The following is a 17,308-nucleotide window of genomic DNA, read 5'->3' as shown; positions in this document are numbered from 1 at the left end:
CGAGAGCGGATAGGGGAGAAATCCCCTTCCGCGAACGCGCACGAACGCGGCTCATTTAAGCTTGCGTCAACGAACCGATGCGTGCGCCCGAGCAATCGCAAGCGCCGCACTTCGCGCTTGGTCCGTCGATAATTGAAGGTATTGAACGACGTAACGACAGCGGTTCGTTGCGTCGTTTTCATTCATACTGAATTCCCGAAGCGACGGCATGCGCACCGAATTATCAGCAAGGCTTTCGGCGAATCGAGCATCATCGATTTCGGGAAAGCCAAGAACGAAATGCAAGCCAGCATCGTGTCCCGCGACAGAAAAGCTACCTTGCGGCAATGATTCTTTAAGCGTGGCGAGGAAGGCATCACGCACGTCGCGGGCATGGGTACGCAAACGATTCACATGCCGCTCGAATTCGCCGCGCTGCATGAAGCGGGCGAGAGCAAGCTGATCAATCGCCGGCACCGTACACGAATAGAACGCCATCTCGTCTCGATAACGGCGAGCTAAATGGTCAGGTAGCACCATGTAAGCAATGCGAAAAGCCGAGCCGAGGCTTTTTGAAAACGTGTTGGTATACAAGACGCGCTCAGAAGCATCGATTCCCTGAAGCGTAGGAATCGGACGCCCAGCCAGGCGAAACTCGCAGTCGTAATCATCTTCAATAATGTAGCGGCCAGGCACCTCGGTCGCCCAACCGAGCAATTCGTGACGTCGACTCACGCTTGTCACGATACCCGTGGGGAACTGGTGGGAAGGCGTGATGTGCAGCGTGTCGACGCCCGCCGCGTGAACCGAAGCCATCGACACACCCGATGCATCAAGCGGAATAGGGGAAAGGCGCACATTATTTGCTCCATACACCCTGCGAAGCCTTTGATAGCCAGGGTCTTCAACGCCGACGGTTCTGTTTCGGCCAATGAGCTGCACGATAAGGTTGTACAGAGTTTGCGCACCTGAACCCACCACGATATTCTCGGGCGGAGCTACGAGCCCACGCGTCTGTCGGAGGTATCGCGATATCTCCTCGCGAAGCGCCATGCACCCCAAAGGGTCGCTCTCGCCAACGAGCGCAGATGCGGGCTCCTGCGTAAGCGTGTCGCGTAGCGCCTTTGACCACGAAGCTAACGGGAAAAGGCTTTCGGGAAGCTGGCCTTTCGACAAATCAAATGTGTATGAGGGCGAAAAGACCGGCTCATTTTCGCCTTTATGTTCAAATGCATCAGGCATGAAGGTACCCGCGGGTGCGACGCCGCCCTCCTTCGTTAGGGCGCGAGTATTCGAGCTTGAGATATATGCAGCGAAATAACCGCGGCGTGCACGCGATTCGACATAGCCTTCCGCAATGAGCTGGCGATAGGCGCCTTCGACCGTGACGATGCTCACTCCCAAATGATCGGCAAGCTTACGCTTTGAGGGGAGTTTTTCGCCTGCCGCGATGGAGCCATTTTCAATGTCGGCACGCATGCAATCGTACAGATACGCGTACAAAGATTCTTCCCCGCGTTGGTCCATATCATAGGTAAGCATGGCGCCTGCTTTCAAACTGGCCTTATCACTTTAGCTAACTAAAGCAATCTGGCATTAATCTGACCTTAGTAAAACAATGCAAAGTGGTGCTACGAATAATACCAGTAACTCGATAGGATTTCAGGCATTCCAAACAAAGCCCGAAAGGAAGGCCATCATGACTGAACCTACCGAAAATCGCTCGCAGCTCAACCGTAACCTCGCCCAAATGCTCAAGGGCGGCGTCATCATGGACGTCACCACACCCGAGCAAGCGCACATCGCCGAGGAAGCCGGCGCGTGTGCCGTTATGGCCCTGGAGCGCATTCCTGCAGACATTCGCGCAGCTGGCGGCGTGTCGCGCATGAGCGACCCTAAAATGATCAAGGGCATTCAGGAGGCCGTAAGCATCCCGGTTATGGCGAAGTGCCGCATTGGCCATTTCGTCGAAGCTCAAATTCTTGAGGCGATTGACATCGACTACATCGACGAGTCTGAGGTGCTTTCGCCCGCCGACGATGTGTACCACATCGACAAGACGAAGTTCGCCGTGCCGTTCGTGTGCGGCGCGCGCGATTTGGGCGAAGCCCTTCGCCGTATCGCCGAGAGCGCATCAATGATTCGCACCAAGGGCGAACCGGGCACGGGCGACGTCGTTCAGGCCGTGACTCACATGCGCGCTATGCAGAGCGAGATTCGCCGCGTGGCAGGCATGGCCGAAGATGAACTCTTCGAGGCAGCCAAGCAGCTTGGTGTTCCGTATGCCCTGCTCAAGGAAGTGCATGACAACGGCAAACTCCCCGTTGTCAACTTCGCTGCAGGCGGTGTGGCGACCCCGGCCGACGCGGCGCTCATGATGCAGCTCGGCGCCGAGGGCGTATTCGTGGGCTCCGGCATTTTCAAGAGCGGCAACCCCGCAAAGCGCGCTGCCGCCATCGTGAAGGCCGTCGCGAACTACACCGATGCAAAACTCATCGCCGAGCTTTCCGAAGATTTGGGCGAAGCCATGGTAGGCATCAACGAAAGCGAAATCGCCCTGCTTATGGCCGAGCGCGGCAAATAATCCAAGATGTCCGTCCCTTGAATTGCCGCATTCGCGTTCAATGCCTGAGCTCGCACGAACAGCACATTAAGTGCTGTTCGGCTCGTGCGGAAGAACGCGACTCCAGCAATTCGAGGAGCTTCTTTTATTTCAGATTCTTTCGGTAGATTATCTAAAGCGACATTCGGCTATCGACGGCTGCCCAATACGAGAGCGCGTTGTCCATTCTCGCTATAGGAATCCATTGAAACGTGAAATGGAGAGATTCGCGAGTCGCCCATGGGATTGGATGGCAGCGTCCGCACGAGCCGAACAGCACATACGTGCTGTTCGTGCGAGCTCAGGTATCGTCTGCCATACGATTCCATGGGCGACTCGCAGATGGAGTTTCGAATATGGCTAAACCTCTTATTGGCGTTCTGGCCGTCCAGGGCGCCTTCATTGAACACGAACATAAGCTTGAGCAGCTGGGCGCGCAATGCGTCGAACTTCGCCAGGCGAGCAACCTGAACCAGCAATTCGATGGCATCGTGCTTCCCGGCGGCGAATCAACCGTGCAGGGTAAACTGCTCCGCGAACTTGGCATGTTCAACGACCTGCAGGCTCGAATCGTAGGCGCCATTCCGGTGCTTGCGACCTGCGCTGGCATGATTCTGCTTGCGAACGAAGTATCCCAGGGCAAGGGCACGGGCGCCAAATCTCTTTCGACGTTCGCAGAATCGGTCGCTGGCTCCACCCTGCACGTGACCGGTAACACGCCCGATCCCGCTGCGCCGCCCTATTTCGCCACCATGAGCATCAAAGTTCGTCGCAACGCATACGGTCGCCAGTTGGGCAGCTTCCGCGCTATCGAAGAATTCGAGGGTCTCGGCGCGGTTCCCATGACATTTATTCGCGGCCCCTTGGTCGAAGAAGTGGGCGAGGGCGTCGAGGTGCTTGCTCGCGTGAACGGCGATATCGTCGCGGTTCGCCAGGGCAACCAGCTTGCGCTTTCATTCCATCCCGAGCTCGATGCCGACAATTCCATTCACCAGCTGTTCTTGGATATGGTTAAGGGCAAGTAGCCATATGCTCCGTGCGCTTTAAGTCTATATCGCTGGCACTTATATCTTAGAGTGGGGCAGGAGACGATCACCTGCCCCACGTTCGTTTAGGCAAGAGAAATTCTTACCGCGATATTCGGAATATCATTTGCGCCAAACGCGATTGCAAGGTCGTTTCGGCTTAAAAGCGAATTGCTCACTTCGTAATAGCAATCGACCTTCATTGATTCGCCGGGCTCAAGCGTCGCCACGTCGTTATCGTACCAGCCGCACGTAGAACCGTCGTTCTTTGCGCCAACGAACATCAAGGGCGCTACGGAGTTTCCTGCGCTATAGAAGGTCGCACTGCCATCAATTCGGCCAAGCGACTGCATAGAAGGCACCCTAAAGAGTTTGCGCTCGTCGGAGCCGTTGGCCAAGGAATAATTCACATGGATGATGCTTGCCCCATCGCTTGCTTTCCAATCCGAACCGATGGTGAATCCGCAGCGCTGCTCGATAATCCTGTTCCAATAATCCAGGGGAGCCATGCGTGCAATCTCGGTTTTTTCGACAGGCGTGCTTTCTGGCAGGCAATCAACAAGCTCCGTTGAAATTCCGTTCACCGCCAAACTCGGAGTCTGTTCGCTCTTTGAGTCCAACATCGTTTCGGAAGATTCGTCCGTTGCAGCACTCGCGTAGGTACTCAGAACTTCGCCGTCTTTGCCGATTTCGACTTGCACGCCATCTTCCAGGAAGTCTCCCGTGCCATCATTGGGCAACTTCATAGGATCGTCGGTAGTGTTTGCGTATTCATTGATGGGCTCATTCGCATAGGGAAAGGCCTCGCTGGTCGATGACGCCACCTCGCCGTACACGGTTCGCAACACGAGAGCGCTATCGGGTACTTCTGCGCCATCCTCGAGAAGCGTGGGCTGTATCGCCAGAGCCCCCAAGTCTTCACCGCTACCATCGTTCCAATCGGCCAGGAAGTTGCCGGCATGAAGATTGATAACTTGGGTTGATGTATGCCCGTCTTCAAAGGTGACCGTCACCGTGAGTTCGGCGCCTTCAAACGCATTCGCAATTGCTCCGAATTGGTCGCGCATGGAATCATCGGACGTATCGGAGTCGCCCACCTCATCGGTCCATAATCCAAAGTAAGCACCCTCATCGCCTTCGTCGTAATTGAGCTCGGCGGTTTGCCCCAAGCGCTTGGACATTTGAACCTGATAGGTTTTGTTCGGGTCGTCTTTGCTCAGCCCATCATTCGCAATACCTACCGCCACTTTGTCATACGCGCTCAGATGCTCGCCAAGCCCTCGCTTCAGCGGCTTCCATGTGGACGCTTCGTACAACAACTCAGAATTGCTCGCATAGCTCACGTTCTGAGTATCGTAGCGATACAGCATGCCTTTCGAAATATGTGCCTGCACGGTTTTCACGCCCTCGGCCTCTACCTTAAACAGGCATCCCGTGTAGGTGCCGTTATCATCCCATTCTGGCGAGCTTTGCGACAGATCGCTCGTATGTCCAAACACGATCATTCCGTTATCGCCCGCAGCAAGCGGCGATTGCGTACCGGCGGCATAGGCTTTAACCGTGAAATCAAGGTTGGCCGTCTCGAGCGCGCCCACATCGGCGGCGCCCTCATTCGTATGCATCATTGCCTGCACGGCTCCAAAACCCAAAGCCGCAAGCGCCAGGCACGCGGCAATGCCGTAGAACGGCTTACGCCCAAGCCCCATGAAACGTTGTTTCCGAGCGGACGCAGCGGGCTCAAGCGCGGCAGAGGCCAAGGCTGCATCGTTGTCGTCAAGCAGCTCAAGCGTGCGTTCCTTCAATTGTTCGGGCGCATGCACATCTTTCTGCGATGCGAGATAAAGAGCACGCAGGTCGTTATCATCGTTCATTGCTTCCTCCTTCTAGAAGGGAGTCGGTGTTGAAATGAGCGGATTCGCGAAAAGAGTCAGAAGCCGTATTCGAAGAACGTCTTTCGGGTGATGAAACTTTCTGCGCTTCAACCGGAGCTCCTATTCGTCCGTTTGTCTGCGGAAAACCTGCATCCTCGAGGGCATTCCTCATGGCGATACGTGCTCTATGCAGATGGCTGCGCACCGTCGCCGAACGCATATCGAGCATTTGCGCTATTTCCCCAGTCGAAAAGCCCTCGAAATAATGCAAATGAACAACTGTGCGCTGTTCAGGCGACAACCCTTGCATGGCTTCATCGAGCGCCTCTTCTTGCGGTGTTGTCTCTTTTCGCGCGCTCGTGTCGGGCGCATCGAACTCATCGGGCATTGCAGACACCTTCGTGCGCCATGCGCTCTTTTGAAGGTCTTTGCACGCATTGATGCATACGCGCAGCAGCCACGCTTTTACGTGTTCGGGATTGCTAAACGGAATAGGTGAAGCATAGAACCTAAGGAACGTTGTCTGAAAGATATCCTCAGCGTCGGGTGTATTTCGGCAGCGCGCGAAAGCTAAGCGATACACTGCATCGCCATGCACGCGCATCGCTTCAGCGCACCGTTTCTTTCTCTCTTCATTGTCGATACTCATTCGATTCCTTACCTGTCATGCGATCGCCGCGGTTATTCGTCGACGCCTCTAACACGAATAACAGGGTGTATATGTTGCAGCAGCTTCTTTTTTTGGCACAGATTCGTCCTTTTTTGGCACAGATTTGCGGTCGTGAACGATATTTTTCCCAGAATCAAGTGGTGCTTAAGGCGGTACTGAAGGAGACTAAGCATTGACCTGGTGTTTTACGGTTGACGTAAACTACAGCCCCTCACAAGGGCGTTCACAACCGCACATTTGTGCCACATCGAGCAAATTCGGCACCACGCCAAGCAAATGCGCGCCACATCGAGCTTCCATTCTGCTTTGTTATACTCAACCCATTCGGCCGCGCAATGCGGCTTTTGGTGTTTGGCAAGACGTATAGAACACAAACTATACTCATTAACGATAAGGCGGCAGCATGCTCATTGACGCGCTTACGAGAGCCCTCCGCGAAAGCGAAGCGCTTTCAGCGGTTTACAGCAAACTCGACGCAGGCAGCGACGCGGCGCTCGGCATCGCTTCATCAGCGCGCGCATTCGCCGTTGCGGCTCGTTTCGCCGACACGCCGCAACCCATGTTGGTCGTCGTGCCCGGCGAAGACGCCGCTTCGAACTTCGCGCGCTCGCTCGCGTCGTACGTAGGCGACGAAACCGTGCTGCATTTTCCCGCGCGAAGCGATTACCCCTTTGCGCCGAAGCGTCCCGACGCGCGTGAGGTGGCGCGCCGAACGGCAGCCGGCTGGGCCCTTCAACGCGGCGAGGAAAAAATCGTCGTCGCAAGCGGAGCTGCGCTCATTCGCGCATTGCCGCCCCATGAAGAACGTGTTTTCGCCCCCGTCATTTTCAATCGCGATACAGAACCCGTCGATGCCGCCACGGGCGAAGTGCTGACGTTCGAGGAAGTTGAGCGAGCGCTCGTCTCTCGTGGCTTCGAAAATACTGGCGACGCCATCGAAGGCCCCGGCACGTTTTGCGTACGCGGCGGCGTTATCGACGTTTTTCCAGGCGATACGGGTTTTCCCGTACGCCTCGACTTTTTCGGCGACGAAATCGACGAGATTCGCCGAATCGTGCCCTCCACCGGCCAAACGATCACATCGCTCGACGAAGCGCGCGTTTTCCCCGTGCGCGAATACTGCTTGAGCGGAGCTGCGCTCTACAAGGCCTCGAAAGCTGCGGCTAAAAAAGCGGAAACCGACCCTGTATGGCGCGAGATTTTCGAATGGATCGACTCTGGCAACGACCACGACGGCGTCGATGCAGCCTTGCCGCTCATGTATGACAACCTCGAAATTCTTGCCGACTATGCATCGAACACCGTGCTTACCGTGCTCGATGAGCCGCGCAGCATTATCGACGACGCCCTGCGCGCTTTCGACGACGCCTCATCGCGCGCCGCAGGCAGCCATATTCCCATTGACGGGCTCTATCTGCCAGCTCCCAAGCTCGATTTCGGAAGCAACCAGCGCTTCACGCTCGCGTCCATCATGCGCGTGGGTGGCGTGCTCGATGCCGAGCTCCCCGTAAAGCGCACCGAGGTGGCAGGCGATTCGGAAAAACTCCTCGCGCGCCTGCGAACGCTCGTAGAGCAGCATTACACGGTGGTTTTTTCGGTGCCGAATTTCCGCGCACGCGAGGACATGAAGCTCTTCTGCGTCGACAATTCACTGCCCATGCATGAAATTCTCGACTCGGCTCCCGACGAAAGCGACGACGCCGAGCCCGAGTACGCGCTCACGCCTGCGCAGGCCAAACGCGCGAAATCGCTTAGCGACCACCCCTGGTGGCATCGCAATGTTCGTGCCCTGAAAAAAGGCGTCGTGAACATCGTCGACGTGGATATTCCCCTGGGCATGGTCATTCCTGCGGCAAAAATCGGCATGATTTCGATCCACGACACGCAAGGGCGTGGCTCGAGCGTGCGCAATCGCCGCCATATCGACATCACCGAAGTCACGTTCCCGTTCAAACCGGGCGACTACGTCGTTCATGCGGTGCACGGCGTGGCGCTGTTCAAAGAAATCGTGCGCCAAGAAGTATCGGGTGTCGTGCGCGACTATCTGCTTTTGCAGTACGCGGAAGGCGATGCCCTCTATGTACCGGTCGAGCAGCTCGACCGCGTGACGCGCTACGTAGGGCCCGAAGGCGCAAGCCCTCGTCTAACACGCTTGAATACGAGCGACTGGTCGCGCCAACTGAACAAAGCGAAAAAAGCCGCAAAGAAACTTGCATTCGACCTCGTCGACGTATACACGCGCCGAGCGAGCGCGCAGGGCTTCCGCTATTCGCCCGACACGCCGTGGCAACGCGAGATGGAAGAGTCGTTCCCCTATACGGAAACCGCAGATCAGCTTTCCGCCATCGCCGAAGTGAAGGCCGACATGCAGTCACCAAAGCCCATGGATCGCCTTGTATGCGGTGACGTAGGGTTTGGCAAAACCGAAGTCGCACTGCGAGCGGCCTTCAAGGCAACGCAAGACAACAAGCAGGTCATGGTACTGTGCCCGACGACCATTCTGGCGCAGCAACACTACCAAACGTTCAAAGACCGTTTCGACGAGTTCGGCGTAACTGTCGAGGTGCTTTCGCGCTTCCGTTCGCCAGCAGAAATGAAGGCGGCGCTTGAAGGGTTCGAGAAGGGGACCGTGCAGGTGCTCGTCGGCACGCACCGACTGCTTTCACGCGACGTGAACCCACATGACCTGGGCCTTGTCATCATTGACGAAGAGCAGCGATTCGGCGTACAGCACAAAGAACAGCTCAAGAACCTGCGCGAACAAATCGACGTACTCACGCTTTCGGCAACGCCCATTCCGCGCACCATGCAAATGAGTCTTTCGGGCGTGCGCGACATGAGCCTCATCCTTACGCCGCCGGGCAACAGACGCCCCGTCGAAGTGCACGTGGGCGAATGGGACGTCGATGTCGTAAGCGACGCCATTCGCCGTGAGCTGCATCGCGGGGGACAGGTGTATTACGTAAGCAATCGCGTGCGCACCATCGAAGAAGCCGTCCGTCGCGTGCAAGAAGCCGCTGGCGAAGCGCGCATCGGTGTGGCGCACGGTCAAATGGGCAAAGAAGAGCTCGAACGCGTGATGGAAGATTTCAGCGCGGGCGAGATCGATGTGCTCGTTGCCACCACGATTATCGAGAGCGGCATCGACAATCCCCACACCAACACACTCATTATCGAAGACTCGCAGCGTCTCGGCCTCGCGCAGATGTACCAGCTTAAAGGCCGTGTGGGACGATCGAACAGACAGGCATACGCCTACTTCATGTTCCCCGAGCACGTAAGCCTCACCGAAGAAGCGCAGCAACGCCTCGAAGCGATCAACGAGCATACCGACCTCGGCAGCGGCATGCGCGTCGCCATGAGGGACCTTGAGATTCGAGGGGCGGGCGACCTTCTTGGCGCAGAGCAAAGTGGAAATATGTCCGCCGTCGGCTTCGATTTGTTCGCGCAAATGATTTCAAGCGCCGTCGATGCAGCGCGCGCGGGCGAAGGCGCGGCAGATTCCTTGCCGCCGGCCCTTTCCGACATCACGGTGAACATTCCCGTACATGCCTACGTCGCGGAAGAATACATCCCCGATACCGACGAGCGCGTTTTGCTCTACAGGCGCTTGGCCTGTGCCAATACGCTTGGCGCCGTCGACGACTTGCGCGAAGCCACGCGCGAAGCGCATCCCGATATGCCTGAAGCGTGCGAAAACATGTTCCTACGCTCAAAAATTCGTGCATGGGCCAACGAAGTCGGCGTGAAAGTCATCACGGTTGTCGGCGGCAAACTCGCTGTCGAGCCCATCTCCGTGCCTGACAGCACGATGACGCCGCTTCGACGCGAAGGCGCCCGCTATATCGCCCAAACAAAAAAGCTCCAGGTTCCCATGAAGCATTTCGAAAACGAGCAACCGGAGAATCTCATGGAAGCCATATGGGAATTCCTTTTCAGCCTCAAACCGATCGATTCGGCGGGACTGCCGCTTGACGCCCCCGACAACGCCACCAGGAAAAAGCCGGCAAACCCTGCAGCGACGCGTTCCGGCAAAGCGAGCGCATCGAACGAATGCGGAACAAACACCGTAGGCACACGTCCAAAACGAGGGACATCAGACAGGGAGGCGCCGAGCGCTCCTACAAAGGGAAGGCCGAAAGCAACGAACACCTATGTCGGAGGCGCGCGCGTCACTCGCAAGCCAAAGGTGAGGCTCAATATTCCCACGCCACCGAAAAACCCCTCGGCACCCGTTGCGGGCGATGGCCGCCCCGTGCCTTTTACGCCCGACCGGCCCGCAATTGCCCCTGACGGAAGACCTGCGTCAAACGGGACGCGCGCTCGAGGAAACAAAACGAGAGGCACAAACCGCCGATGACGCAGCGAACAACAACAAACAGGGAGAAAAAGAAGCCCGCGACGAAGGCGTCCTCTTCATCGCGGGCTCAGCGAAACGCGCGAAGCGCAACGCCAAAAGCACGCAGCGCTCGAACATCGGCAGCCCAAGCCGCACCTCCATCGAAGAAAAAGTCATCGAGTACGCAAAGCCAAGCGAAATCAAAGTCAGCGTCTGCCGCGAACAGGAAAAAGACGCCAGCCAGCAGCACAGCCCGTGCAAAATCGAAAACGATTTCGGCAAATCGAAGCGTACAAGGCAAAGCTTCGGCAAGAAAGCAAGCGGCTAGAAAACGAACAACCAAGCAAAAGCGCACCGTGTTCACCTCGGTACATGACGCAATAAGCGCTGTAGGAACGCTCGCCGGCCATTTCTCCAAGCGCGTCATGCTCGCCTTCGTGGCCGCCCTCGTGTTGGCCGTTGGCGCCATCGGAACCGCCGTAACCACCGAAGCTCGAATTCAAGCCGATCTCGACGGCCTGCCAAGCTATATCACGGAAGACATGGTTTCAGAGGCACGGTCAATGCAGGCGCATTACGGCCACCCCGCCGGATGCACAATCGCCCAAATCATCGCTGAAAGCTCCTATCAGGGGGATTTGTCGCAGCTCGCCAAAGAAGACCACAATCTCTTCGGCATGAAATGGGCAAACTCCTTTGCAGGATGCGATGGGGTAGTGGGGGCCACGAATTGGGACACCAACGAGGAATACGACGGACAATACGTTCAAATCAACGACGCGTTCATCGAATTCGAAAGCGACAAGGCTTGCATCAAGTTTCGCTCCGCCGTGTTCCTGCAAGCTTCGACGTACGCCGATAACGCCCTTATACAGCAAGCCATAGCAGAACGCTCGTCAACGCTCATGGCTCAGGGGCTCCAAGACGCGGGCTGGGCAACCGACAGCAGCTACGCCAACAAGCTCATCGCGATCATGGACCAATACGACCTATATCGTTTGGACATATAGATACGACGTTGAGTCCATTCCCGCAATTTTTCAAATGAAAACGAAAGCGGCTCCCGCATCAGGGGAGCCGCTTTCTTCATGCAAGCCGTCAAGCGAAGGGAGGGAAGGTTGTGACGGCTGCTTCGTATTGGAAAGGGAGGAGTTATTAACTACTGGGCGTTTGCGGGTTCGGAAGCGACCGCCTCGGCGACATCGGCGGCAGGCTCTTCAGCCTTAGCTTCTTTCGCAGGAGCCTCATCCGCAGGAGCCTCGAGCTTTTTCGCGGCCGCCTTCTTCTTACGCTTCGGAGCCTCTTCTTCCTCAGCTTCCTTCACAACATCCTTGTCGTTGCCAAGACCCTCACGGAAGTTGTGAATCGTGCGGCCGAGAGAACGACCGAGTTTCGGAAGGTGCTTCGGACCGAAGATCAAAAGGGCCACAGCAAGAATGATGAGCAGTTCGGGAACGCCAAGACCAAGAATTTTCATAACGCATATCTCCTTATAGGTGCGGTTGCATGTCTGCATTGCCTGTTGACGCTTTGCAGAATACTCCCGCACCCTGTAAGGCGGCTATCATGCAGCCTTAGGAAACCCCAGTTCACAACGTCATCATTTGTCATGCACGTTGAGTATTGGCCTATTTTTCGACCTTTTCGCCCTCGCTGTCGCCAGATTCGCGACCCTCGCTGGAAAGCAATTCCGCCTTAACGGCATCGCTGGTCATGTTCTGCCAGCGCTCGTGATTCCACGTCTCAAGATTGGTGGAATGACGCATCTGAATAAGCTCGAGCACAACGGCAAACACCATGGCGAAATACACCATGAGCTTCTCCATGTGCATATCGAGCACTTCGATGCCGGAGTTAATACCAAGGCTATCGAGCAAGAGCAAAACGCCGATGACCGAGATGAAGACAAGCGCCAGAATCTTCATTTCCGTATGCTTGTTAATGAAGTTGGAAATAGGATCGATGAACACCATCATCACCACAATGGCGATCATAACGGCCATGATCATGATAATGAGGTGATCGGCAAGGCCTACCGCGGTAATAACCGAGTCGATGGAGAACACGACGTCCATCACCATGATGGTTGCAATGGCTTGCGCAAGGCCAATCTGGCGAAGCGATTTATGCTCTTCAGAATGCTCGGCCTTCTCTTCGGTAAGTGCCAATACGTCACGAAGCTCATCGATGCCCTTGTAGATAAGATAGGCGCCGCCGAGCAGTAACACGAAATCGCGCACGCAGAAGCCATGAGCCCAGAAACCGAGGTCGAGTGAGAACAGCGGCTTGGTCATATGCACGAGATAGCTTGCGAAACACAAGAAGATGCAGCGCGAAATCATGGCACCCAGAAGACCGAGCTTGCGACCGATGTGCTGCTTTTCGGCAGGAAGCCTGCTTGAGGTAATTGAAATGAAAACGATGTTGTCAACGCCGAGGACAATCTCCAAGAAAATGAGCGTGACCAGCGAAATCCATGCTTCCGGTGTGGTGAAAATCGATAAATCCATGGTGCTCCTTTCGGCTGGAACGCAAAAAGGAACACGACCCCTAAGCGCCCAAGCCATAACGTGCTTGCAGTAGCGCCAAGAGTCTTGTTATTTAAGACACGCCAGGTGAAATACCGGGTCTGTTGACGTGCCGCACCTCACGAAGAATCGCGGGTGCCAACTACTCCCCCTTAGACAAACGAGACGGTTTATTCGCCGCCTTCGCGTGAGTGATATAATGACGGAGTTTTTTGCAACCAAGAACAGGATTGCTATGAATTTCACGAAACTACCGTTCTCTAAACAAAAACAAATCGACGAGGGACCCGTTCGCACCATCGACAGCTCGTCTCTCGCACGACCGTTCGACCCACCAAAGCCCGTGCTTATCGTCTCGCTCGTTTTCGCCCTTATCGCGGCCATCATCGGCGGCCGTTATGCTTTCGGCGCAATCGACGGCATACTTCATGGCGCACAGCGCGACGCCGCCACTGTCGAAACGAATATCAACCGCGGAGTGTCGTACGATTTACCCATCATGGAAAACTACATTTCCCTCGACGATGCCACTATTGTGCAAACTTTCGCCGACGCCGGATACCAGACGTACAACATGCTTGGCGAAGGCGAAGAGGGCGTTGATGTCATGAAGATCCCGAGCGATGTGACGCTCGCCGATGTCGCGCTCGTTTACGCTAAGGGTGTTTCAAGCATGGATGCGGTAACTGCGTCGAAATACTTGGTAGGTTCATGGCGGTTTACGGTTTCGCACACTAATGGCACCGAGATGAAAGTGCGCTATTGCGACCTTGCCGCCGAAAATGCGCAAGATGCGGTACAGCACGCATGGCAAAGTGAAGGCTGGGCCGACAACGGCAATGTAACCATTACTGCCGAAGGTGTTGACGAAATCGGCAACACCTACCGCGAAGGCACCATTGAAACCGAGAGCGGCACGCATAGCTGGCGCATTTCCGTATGCGACCTTGACGGCGTGTACAGCATTTCCGGCCTTCCGAGCACCGCTCAGTATGTCGGCATCCGCATGAATTAGCCTGCTATACAATCTGTTAAATGCTCGTAGCCTTTAACAGGTCAGAATCAGCCAAAACGTCACAGCGGCGCGTCCACTGAAGCGATTCGTGGGCGCGCCGCTGTCGTTTAACACGCAGTGGCGCAACCAAAAAAACGACCGCACCTGCTCAATGCTCGTAGCGTTGTGCAGAAAAAACCTGTCGAACGCTCGTGGCGTTTAGCAGGTTTTTCAAAAGAGCCAAATCTGGAAACAAAAAAGCGACCCAGTGAGCACAGCCGCGCCCAACTAGATCGCTTCATTCAAATTCAGCACATTCACCAGGCTTATCACCTGTTAAATGCTACGAGCATGTAACAGGTTCAAGCACAGAGGTTATTCAAACAAGGCTTTGCCCTCGTCAGAGATCACAACGCGAACCGCCTTCGGCAAAATGCGCGCGACAAAAGGCGTCTTGCTTTTCGGAACTTCGCCGTCGTATTGAATCTCGAACGCAGGGTCCGCCTCAACGCGAACCTCTTTGCCCTGGTAAATCTCAAGAGAGTCGCCACGCTCCGGGAAATCCCCGTCTCGATCGAGCATCGCAGCGAAGACGGCGGGCAAAAGCTCGAAAGCGTTTTTGGCCTTCATGACAATCACGTCAAGCATGCCGTCACGCGGCTGATTCGTATGCGTGAACGAGATATCGAACTGAATCTTCGAGAAATTAATGACGAGCACGCCCAAGCCTTCGGTTTCGTGGCGTTCGCCATCGATGGTTACCGCGATTTTCGATCGCTGAGGAACAATATTGCTACCCGCGGCCAAGAAATACGCGACGGTACCGAAGAATTTCTTGTTCGGAGCCGCGCTTTCCATAATCGTCGCATCGTAGCCCGCACCTGCCATGATCATGAAGCCGTGCTTTTCGCCTTCGGCTTCGATTTCGGCGACATCGAAGTCAAGCGTCTCGCAACGCCGAGCGAGCTTCGCCAACGCGTGCGGCTCGTTCGGCTGAGCCAAGTTGAGGGAAAGCAGGTTCGCCGTGCCAGCAGGGTAGGGCAGAAGCGGCACGCCCGAATTCGCAAGGGCGTACGCAACTGAGGTAACCGTTCCATCGCCGCCCGAAGCAACGACCACATCGAAATCGCGCGCATCGTCGAGCAAATCGTAGATCGACGTGGTGCCATCGGTTGACCGCATGCACACCTCGTCGCCATCTTCCGTAAATGAACGCACAAAATCGTAAATGGACCCATCTCGGTATCCAGATGCGAGATTGTTGATGATAAGTGCTTTCATCGCGCATTCCCCCTCTCTACCGTTAAGATGGTACTACATACAAATCGAAACATACGTAACTAAAGGAAAACCGTTGTACATCACCACTCGCAAGCAGTTGGAACAATTCATCGACCGCGCCCGCGTCAGCGAAGTGCTCGCAGTCGACACCGAATTCCTCCGCGAGAAAACATACTGGCCCAAGCTCTGCCTCATTCAAATGGGAACCGAGAAGGAAAGCGTCGCCATTGACCCTTTCGCCTTCGACAGCCTTGAGCCCCTCAAAGAGCTTTTCACGAACAAGAAAATCGTGAAGCTGTTCCACGCCGCATCGCAAGACCTCGAAATCATCCATCACGAGCTCGGCGTGCTTCCCGAACCGATTTTCGACACGCAAATCGCCGCGTCGCTGCTCGGCGGCACGCTGCAGGTTGGCTACGGAGCGCTCGTTATGAGCGAATGTGGCGTGAAATTGAAGAAGGCCGATTCATTCACCGATTGGAGCCGCCGTCCGCTCGCCGATTCGCAAATCGAATACGCGCTCGACGATGTCGTGTATCTGCCCAAGATGTATCGCTCCATGACCGCCGAACTCGAAAAGCTCGGCCGTCTCCATTGGCTCGACAACGATTTCGCCGAACTTTCCAACCCCGAGAAATACATCGAGGACCCCAACGAACGCTGGCGCCGCCTTCGTCGCGTGAACCAGCTCTCTCGCAGACAGCTTTCCGCCGCGCGCGAAATCGCAGCTTGGCGCGAAACCACTGCGATGAAACGCGATATTCCGCGAAAATGGATCTGCTCCGACGAACAAATTGTCGAAGCATGCAAACGAGAACCGCGCACGCTCGACGACCTTTTCATGGTTCGAGGCATTCGCGGCGCCCTGAAAATGGACGACGCCCGTGCCGTATTGCGCGCATGCATCGCCGGCCTCGACGCGCCCAAGGAATCATGGCCCGAACTGCCGAAACCACCGAAGAGCGAAGCAAACGTCGACGCGCAAGTCGACCTGCTTTCCTCGCTCGTCAAGCTTCGAGCGAAAGAAAACGGCGTCGCATTCGGCGTGCTCGCGTCCCACGACGACCTCACCAAAATCGCACGCGGCCACTACGACCAAACCGACGTGCTCAAGGGCTGGAGGCGCACGCTTATCGGCGACGATTTGCTCGCACTCATGAATGGGGAAATGGCGCTCACAATTGAAGGCGGCGTGTTGAAAGTAACGAACGCTTCACAACAAGCCTAAAGCAAACTTCCGTTCGCTAAACTGTTCAACGACTCAATGCCGAAGCTCGGCATACGCAGCGCCTGTGGGGCGCATACCGCAAAGGATTGATGCATATGATTATGGTCGGAAACGATATGGGCCTGTATATCGCCGTTATGGTGCTCACCCTCGCCATTGGCGGCGGCGCTCAGTGGTACGTCACCACGATGCTGCACAAATACCAAAAAATCCCCTGCTCGTTCAACGTCACGGGCGCGCAAATGGCGCGCAAAATGAGCATCGACAAAGGCATTTCCAACGTCGGCGTGCTTTCTGGCGGTCCGAGCCAAGACTTCTTCGACCCGCGCAGCAACTCGGTCACCCTCGACCCCGATGCCTACCATACCACCTCCATTACCGCAGTTGCCACCGCCGTGCATGAAATGGGCCACGCGACCCAGCATGCTGAAGGCTACGGCATGATGAAGTTCCGCAGCGCGCTCGTCCCCGTCGTGAACCTGTGCTCAAACGCATGGATTATCATCTTCATGATTGGCCTGTTCGCAGGTGCCGCCGGCGGCGCATTCATCAAGCTCGCCATTATCATGTTCGCAGCCACGCTGCTGTTCCAGCTCGTTACCTTGCCCGTCGAATTCGACGCGTCGCGCCGTGGCCTCGCATACCTCAAGGCTTCTGGCATGAACGGCGCCGAACTCGCTGGCGCCTCCAACGTGCTTCGCGCGTGCGCGCTCACCTATGTCGCCGCCGCGCTCACCTCGCTTCTGCAGCTCATTTACATGGTGCTTTCGACGCGCTCGGAAGAGTAATCG

14 protein-coding genes are annotated in these 17,308 nt (G+C 56.0%); 7 read left to right on the top strand and 7 right to left on the bottom strand.

The features are described 5' to 3' along the window. Positions 1-66: 66 nt before the first annotated feature. Positions 67-1,521 carry a PLP-dependent aminotransferase family protein gene (locus Q0D41_RS01650; RefSeq protein ID WP_294374218.1) on the bottom strand — a complete coding sequence of 485 codons (1,455 nt, stop codon included), beginning with the start codon at positions 1,519-1,521 and terminating at the stop codon, positions 67-69. Positions 1,522-1,678: 157 nt separating this feature from the next. On the opposite strand from Q0D41_RS01650, the gene pdxS reads away from it, so the two are divergent. Next, entirely contained in the window at positions 1,679-2,563 is an 885-nt protein-coding gene (pdxS, locus tag Q0D41_RS01645; RefSeq protein WP_294374215.1) for a pyridoxal 5'-phosphate synthase lyase subunit PdxS, read from the top strand. A gap of 374 nt (positions 2,564-2,937) precedes the next feature. After that, positions 2,938-3,606 carry a pyridoxal 5'-phosphate synthase glutaminase subunit PdxT gene (locus Q0D41_RS01640; protein ID WP_294374212.1) on the top strand — a complete coding sequence of 223 codons (669 nt, stop codon included), beginning with the start codon at positions 2,938-2,940 and terminating at the stop codon, positions 3,604-3,606. Positions 3,607-3,692: 86 nt separating this feature from the next. Here Q0D41_RS01640 and Q0D41_RS01635 read toward each other — a convergent pair whose 3' ends face one another. Then, positions 3,693-5,477, bottom strand: a complete 1,785-nt coding sequence (locus tag Q0D41_RS01635; RefSeq protein WP_294374208.1) for a hypothetical protein — start codon at positions 5,475-5,477, stop codon at positions 3,693-3,695. After that, positions 5,467-6,126: an RNA polymerase sigma factor gene (locus tag Q0D41_RS01630; RefSeq protein WP_294374204.1), complete on the bottom strand. Its 660-nt coding sequence runs from the start codon at positions 6,124-6,126 to the stop codon at positions 5,467-5,469. The genes Q0D41_RS01635 and Q0D41_RS01630 overlap by 11 nt, the downstream gene beginning before the upstream one ends. 424 nt (positions 6,127-6,550) lie before the next feature. On the opposite strand from Q0D41_RS01630, the gene mfd reads away from it, so the two are divergent. Then, complete coding sequence (gene mfd, locus Q0D41_RS01625) at positions 6,551-10,507, top strand: transcription-repair coupling factor (RefSeq protein ID WP_294374201.1); 3,957 nt, start codon at positions 6,551-6,553, stop codon at positions 10,505-10,507. A gap of 67 nt (positions 10,508-10,574) precedes the next feature. Here mfd and Q0D41_RS01620 read toward each other — a convergent pair whose 3' ends face one another. After that, on the bottom strand, positions 10,575-10,829 hold the full coding sequence (locus Q0D41_RS01620) for a hypothetical protein (RefSeq protein ID WP_294374198.1): 255 nt from the start codon (positions 10,827-10,829) through the stop codon (positions 10,575-10,577). Positions 10,830-10,842: 13 nt separating this feature from the next. On the opposite strand from Q0D41_RS01620, the gene Q0D41_RS01615 reads away from it, so the two are divergent. Further along, a complete protein-coding gene (locus tag Q0D41_RS01615) occupies positions 10,843-11,496 on the top strand; it encodes a glucosaminidase domain-containing protein (protein ID WP_294374196.1) in 654 nt (217 codons plus the stop codon). Between the two features lie 149 nt (positions 11,497-11,645). On the opposite strand, the gene tatA is transcribed toward Q0D41_RS01615, so the two are convergent. Together tatA and Q0D41_RS01605 are read right to left on the bottom strand one after the other, a co-directional pair. Then, the gene (tatA, locus tag Q0D41_RS01610; RefSeq protein WP_294374193.1) at positions 11,646-11,963 is read right to left on the bottom strand and encodes a twin-arginine translocase TatA/TatE family subunit; all 318 of its coding nucleotides are present in this window, start codon (positions 11,961-11,963) and stop codon (positions 11,646-11,648) included. A 151-nt stretch (positions 11,964-12,114) separates the two neighbouring features. After that, positions 12,115-12,996, bottom strand: coding sequence for a TerC family protein (locus Q0D41_RS01605; protein WP_294374190.1), 882 nt, complete (start codon positions 12,994-12,996; stop codon positions 12,115-12,117). Positions 12,997-13,249: 253 nt separating this feature from the next. Here Q0D41_RS01605 and Q0D41_RS01600 point away from each other — a divergent pair, with 253 nt between their 5' ends. After that, positions 13,250-14,029, top strand: a complete 780-nt coding sequence (locus tag Q0D41_RS01600; protein WP_294374189.1) for a hypothetical protein — start codon at positions 13,250-13,252, stop codon at positions 14,027-14,029. A 354-nt stretch (positions 14,030-14,383) separates the two neighbouring features. Here the strand turns inward: Q0D41_RS01600 and Q0D41_RS01595 are convergent, their stop codons facing one another. Further along, a complete protein-coding gene (locus Q0D41_RS01595; RefSeq protein ID WP_294374186.1) occupies positions 14,384-15,289 on the bottom strand; it encodes a diacylglycerol kinase family protein in 906 nt (301 codons plus the stop codon). 73 nt (positions 15,290-15,362) lie between these two features. On the opposite strand from Q0D41_RS01595, the gene rnd reads away from it, so the two are divergent. Both rnd and Q0D41_RS01585 read left to right on the top strand, forming a co-directional pair. Next, positions 15,363-16,517 (top strand): ribonuclease D, encoded by a 1,155-nt coding sequence (gene rnd / locus Q0D41_RS01590; RefSeq protein WP_294374181.1) that lies wholly within the window; start codon positions 15,363-15,365, stop codon positions 16,515-16,517. 95 nt (positions 16,518-16,612) lie between these two features. Next, complete coding sequence (locus Q0D41_RS01585; RefSeq protein ID WP_367113797.1) at positions 16,613-17,305, top strand: zinc metallopeptidase; 693 nt, start codon at positions 16,613-16,615, stop codon at positions 17,303-17,305. Positions 17,306-17,308: the final 3 nt, after the last annotated feature.

This window comes from uncultured Slackia sp. (assembly GCF_934630525.1).
Taxonomy (GTDB): Bacteria; Actinomycetota; Coriobacteriia; order Coriobacteriales; family Eggerthellaceae; genus Slackia.
Note: the sequence above shows the minus strand (reverse complement) of the source record. Positions and strands in the feature narration are given on the sequence as shown.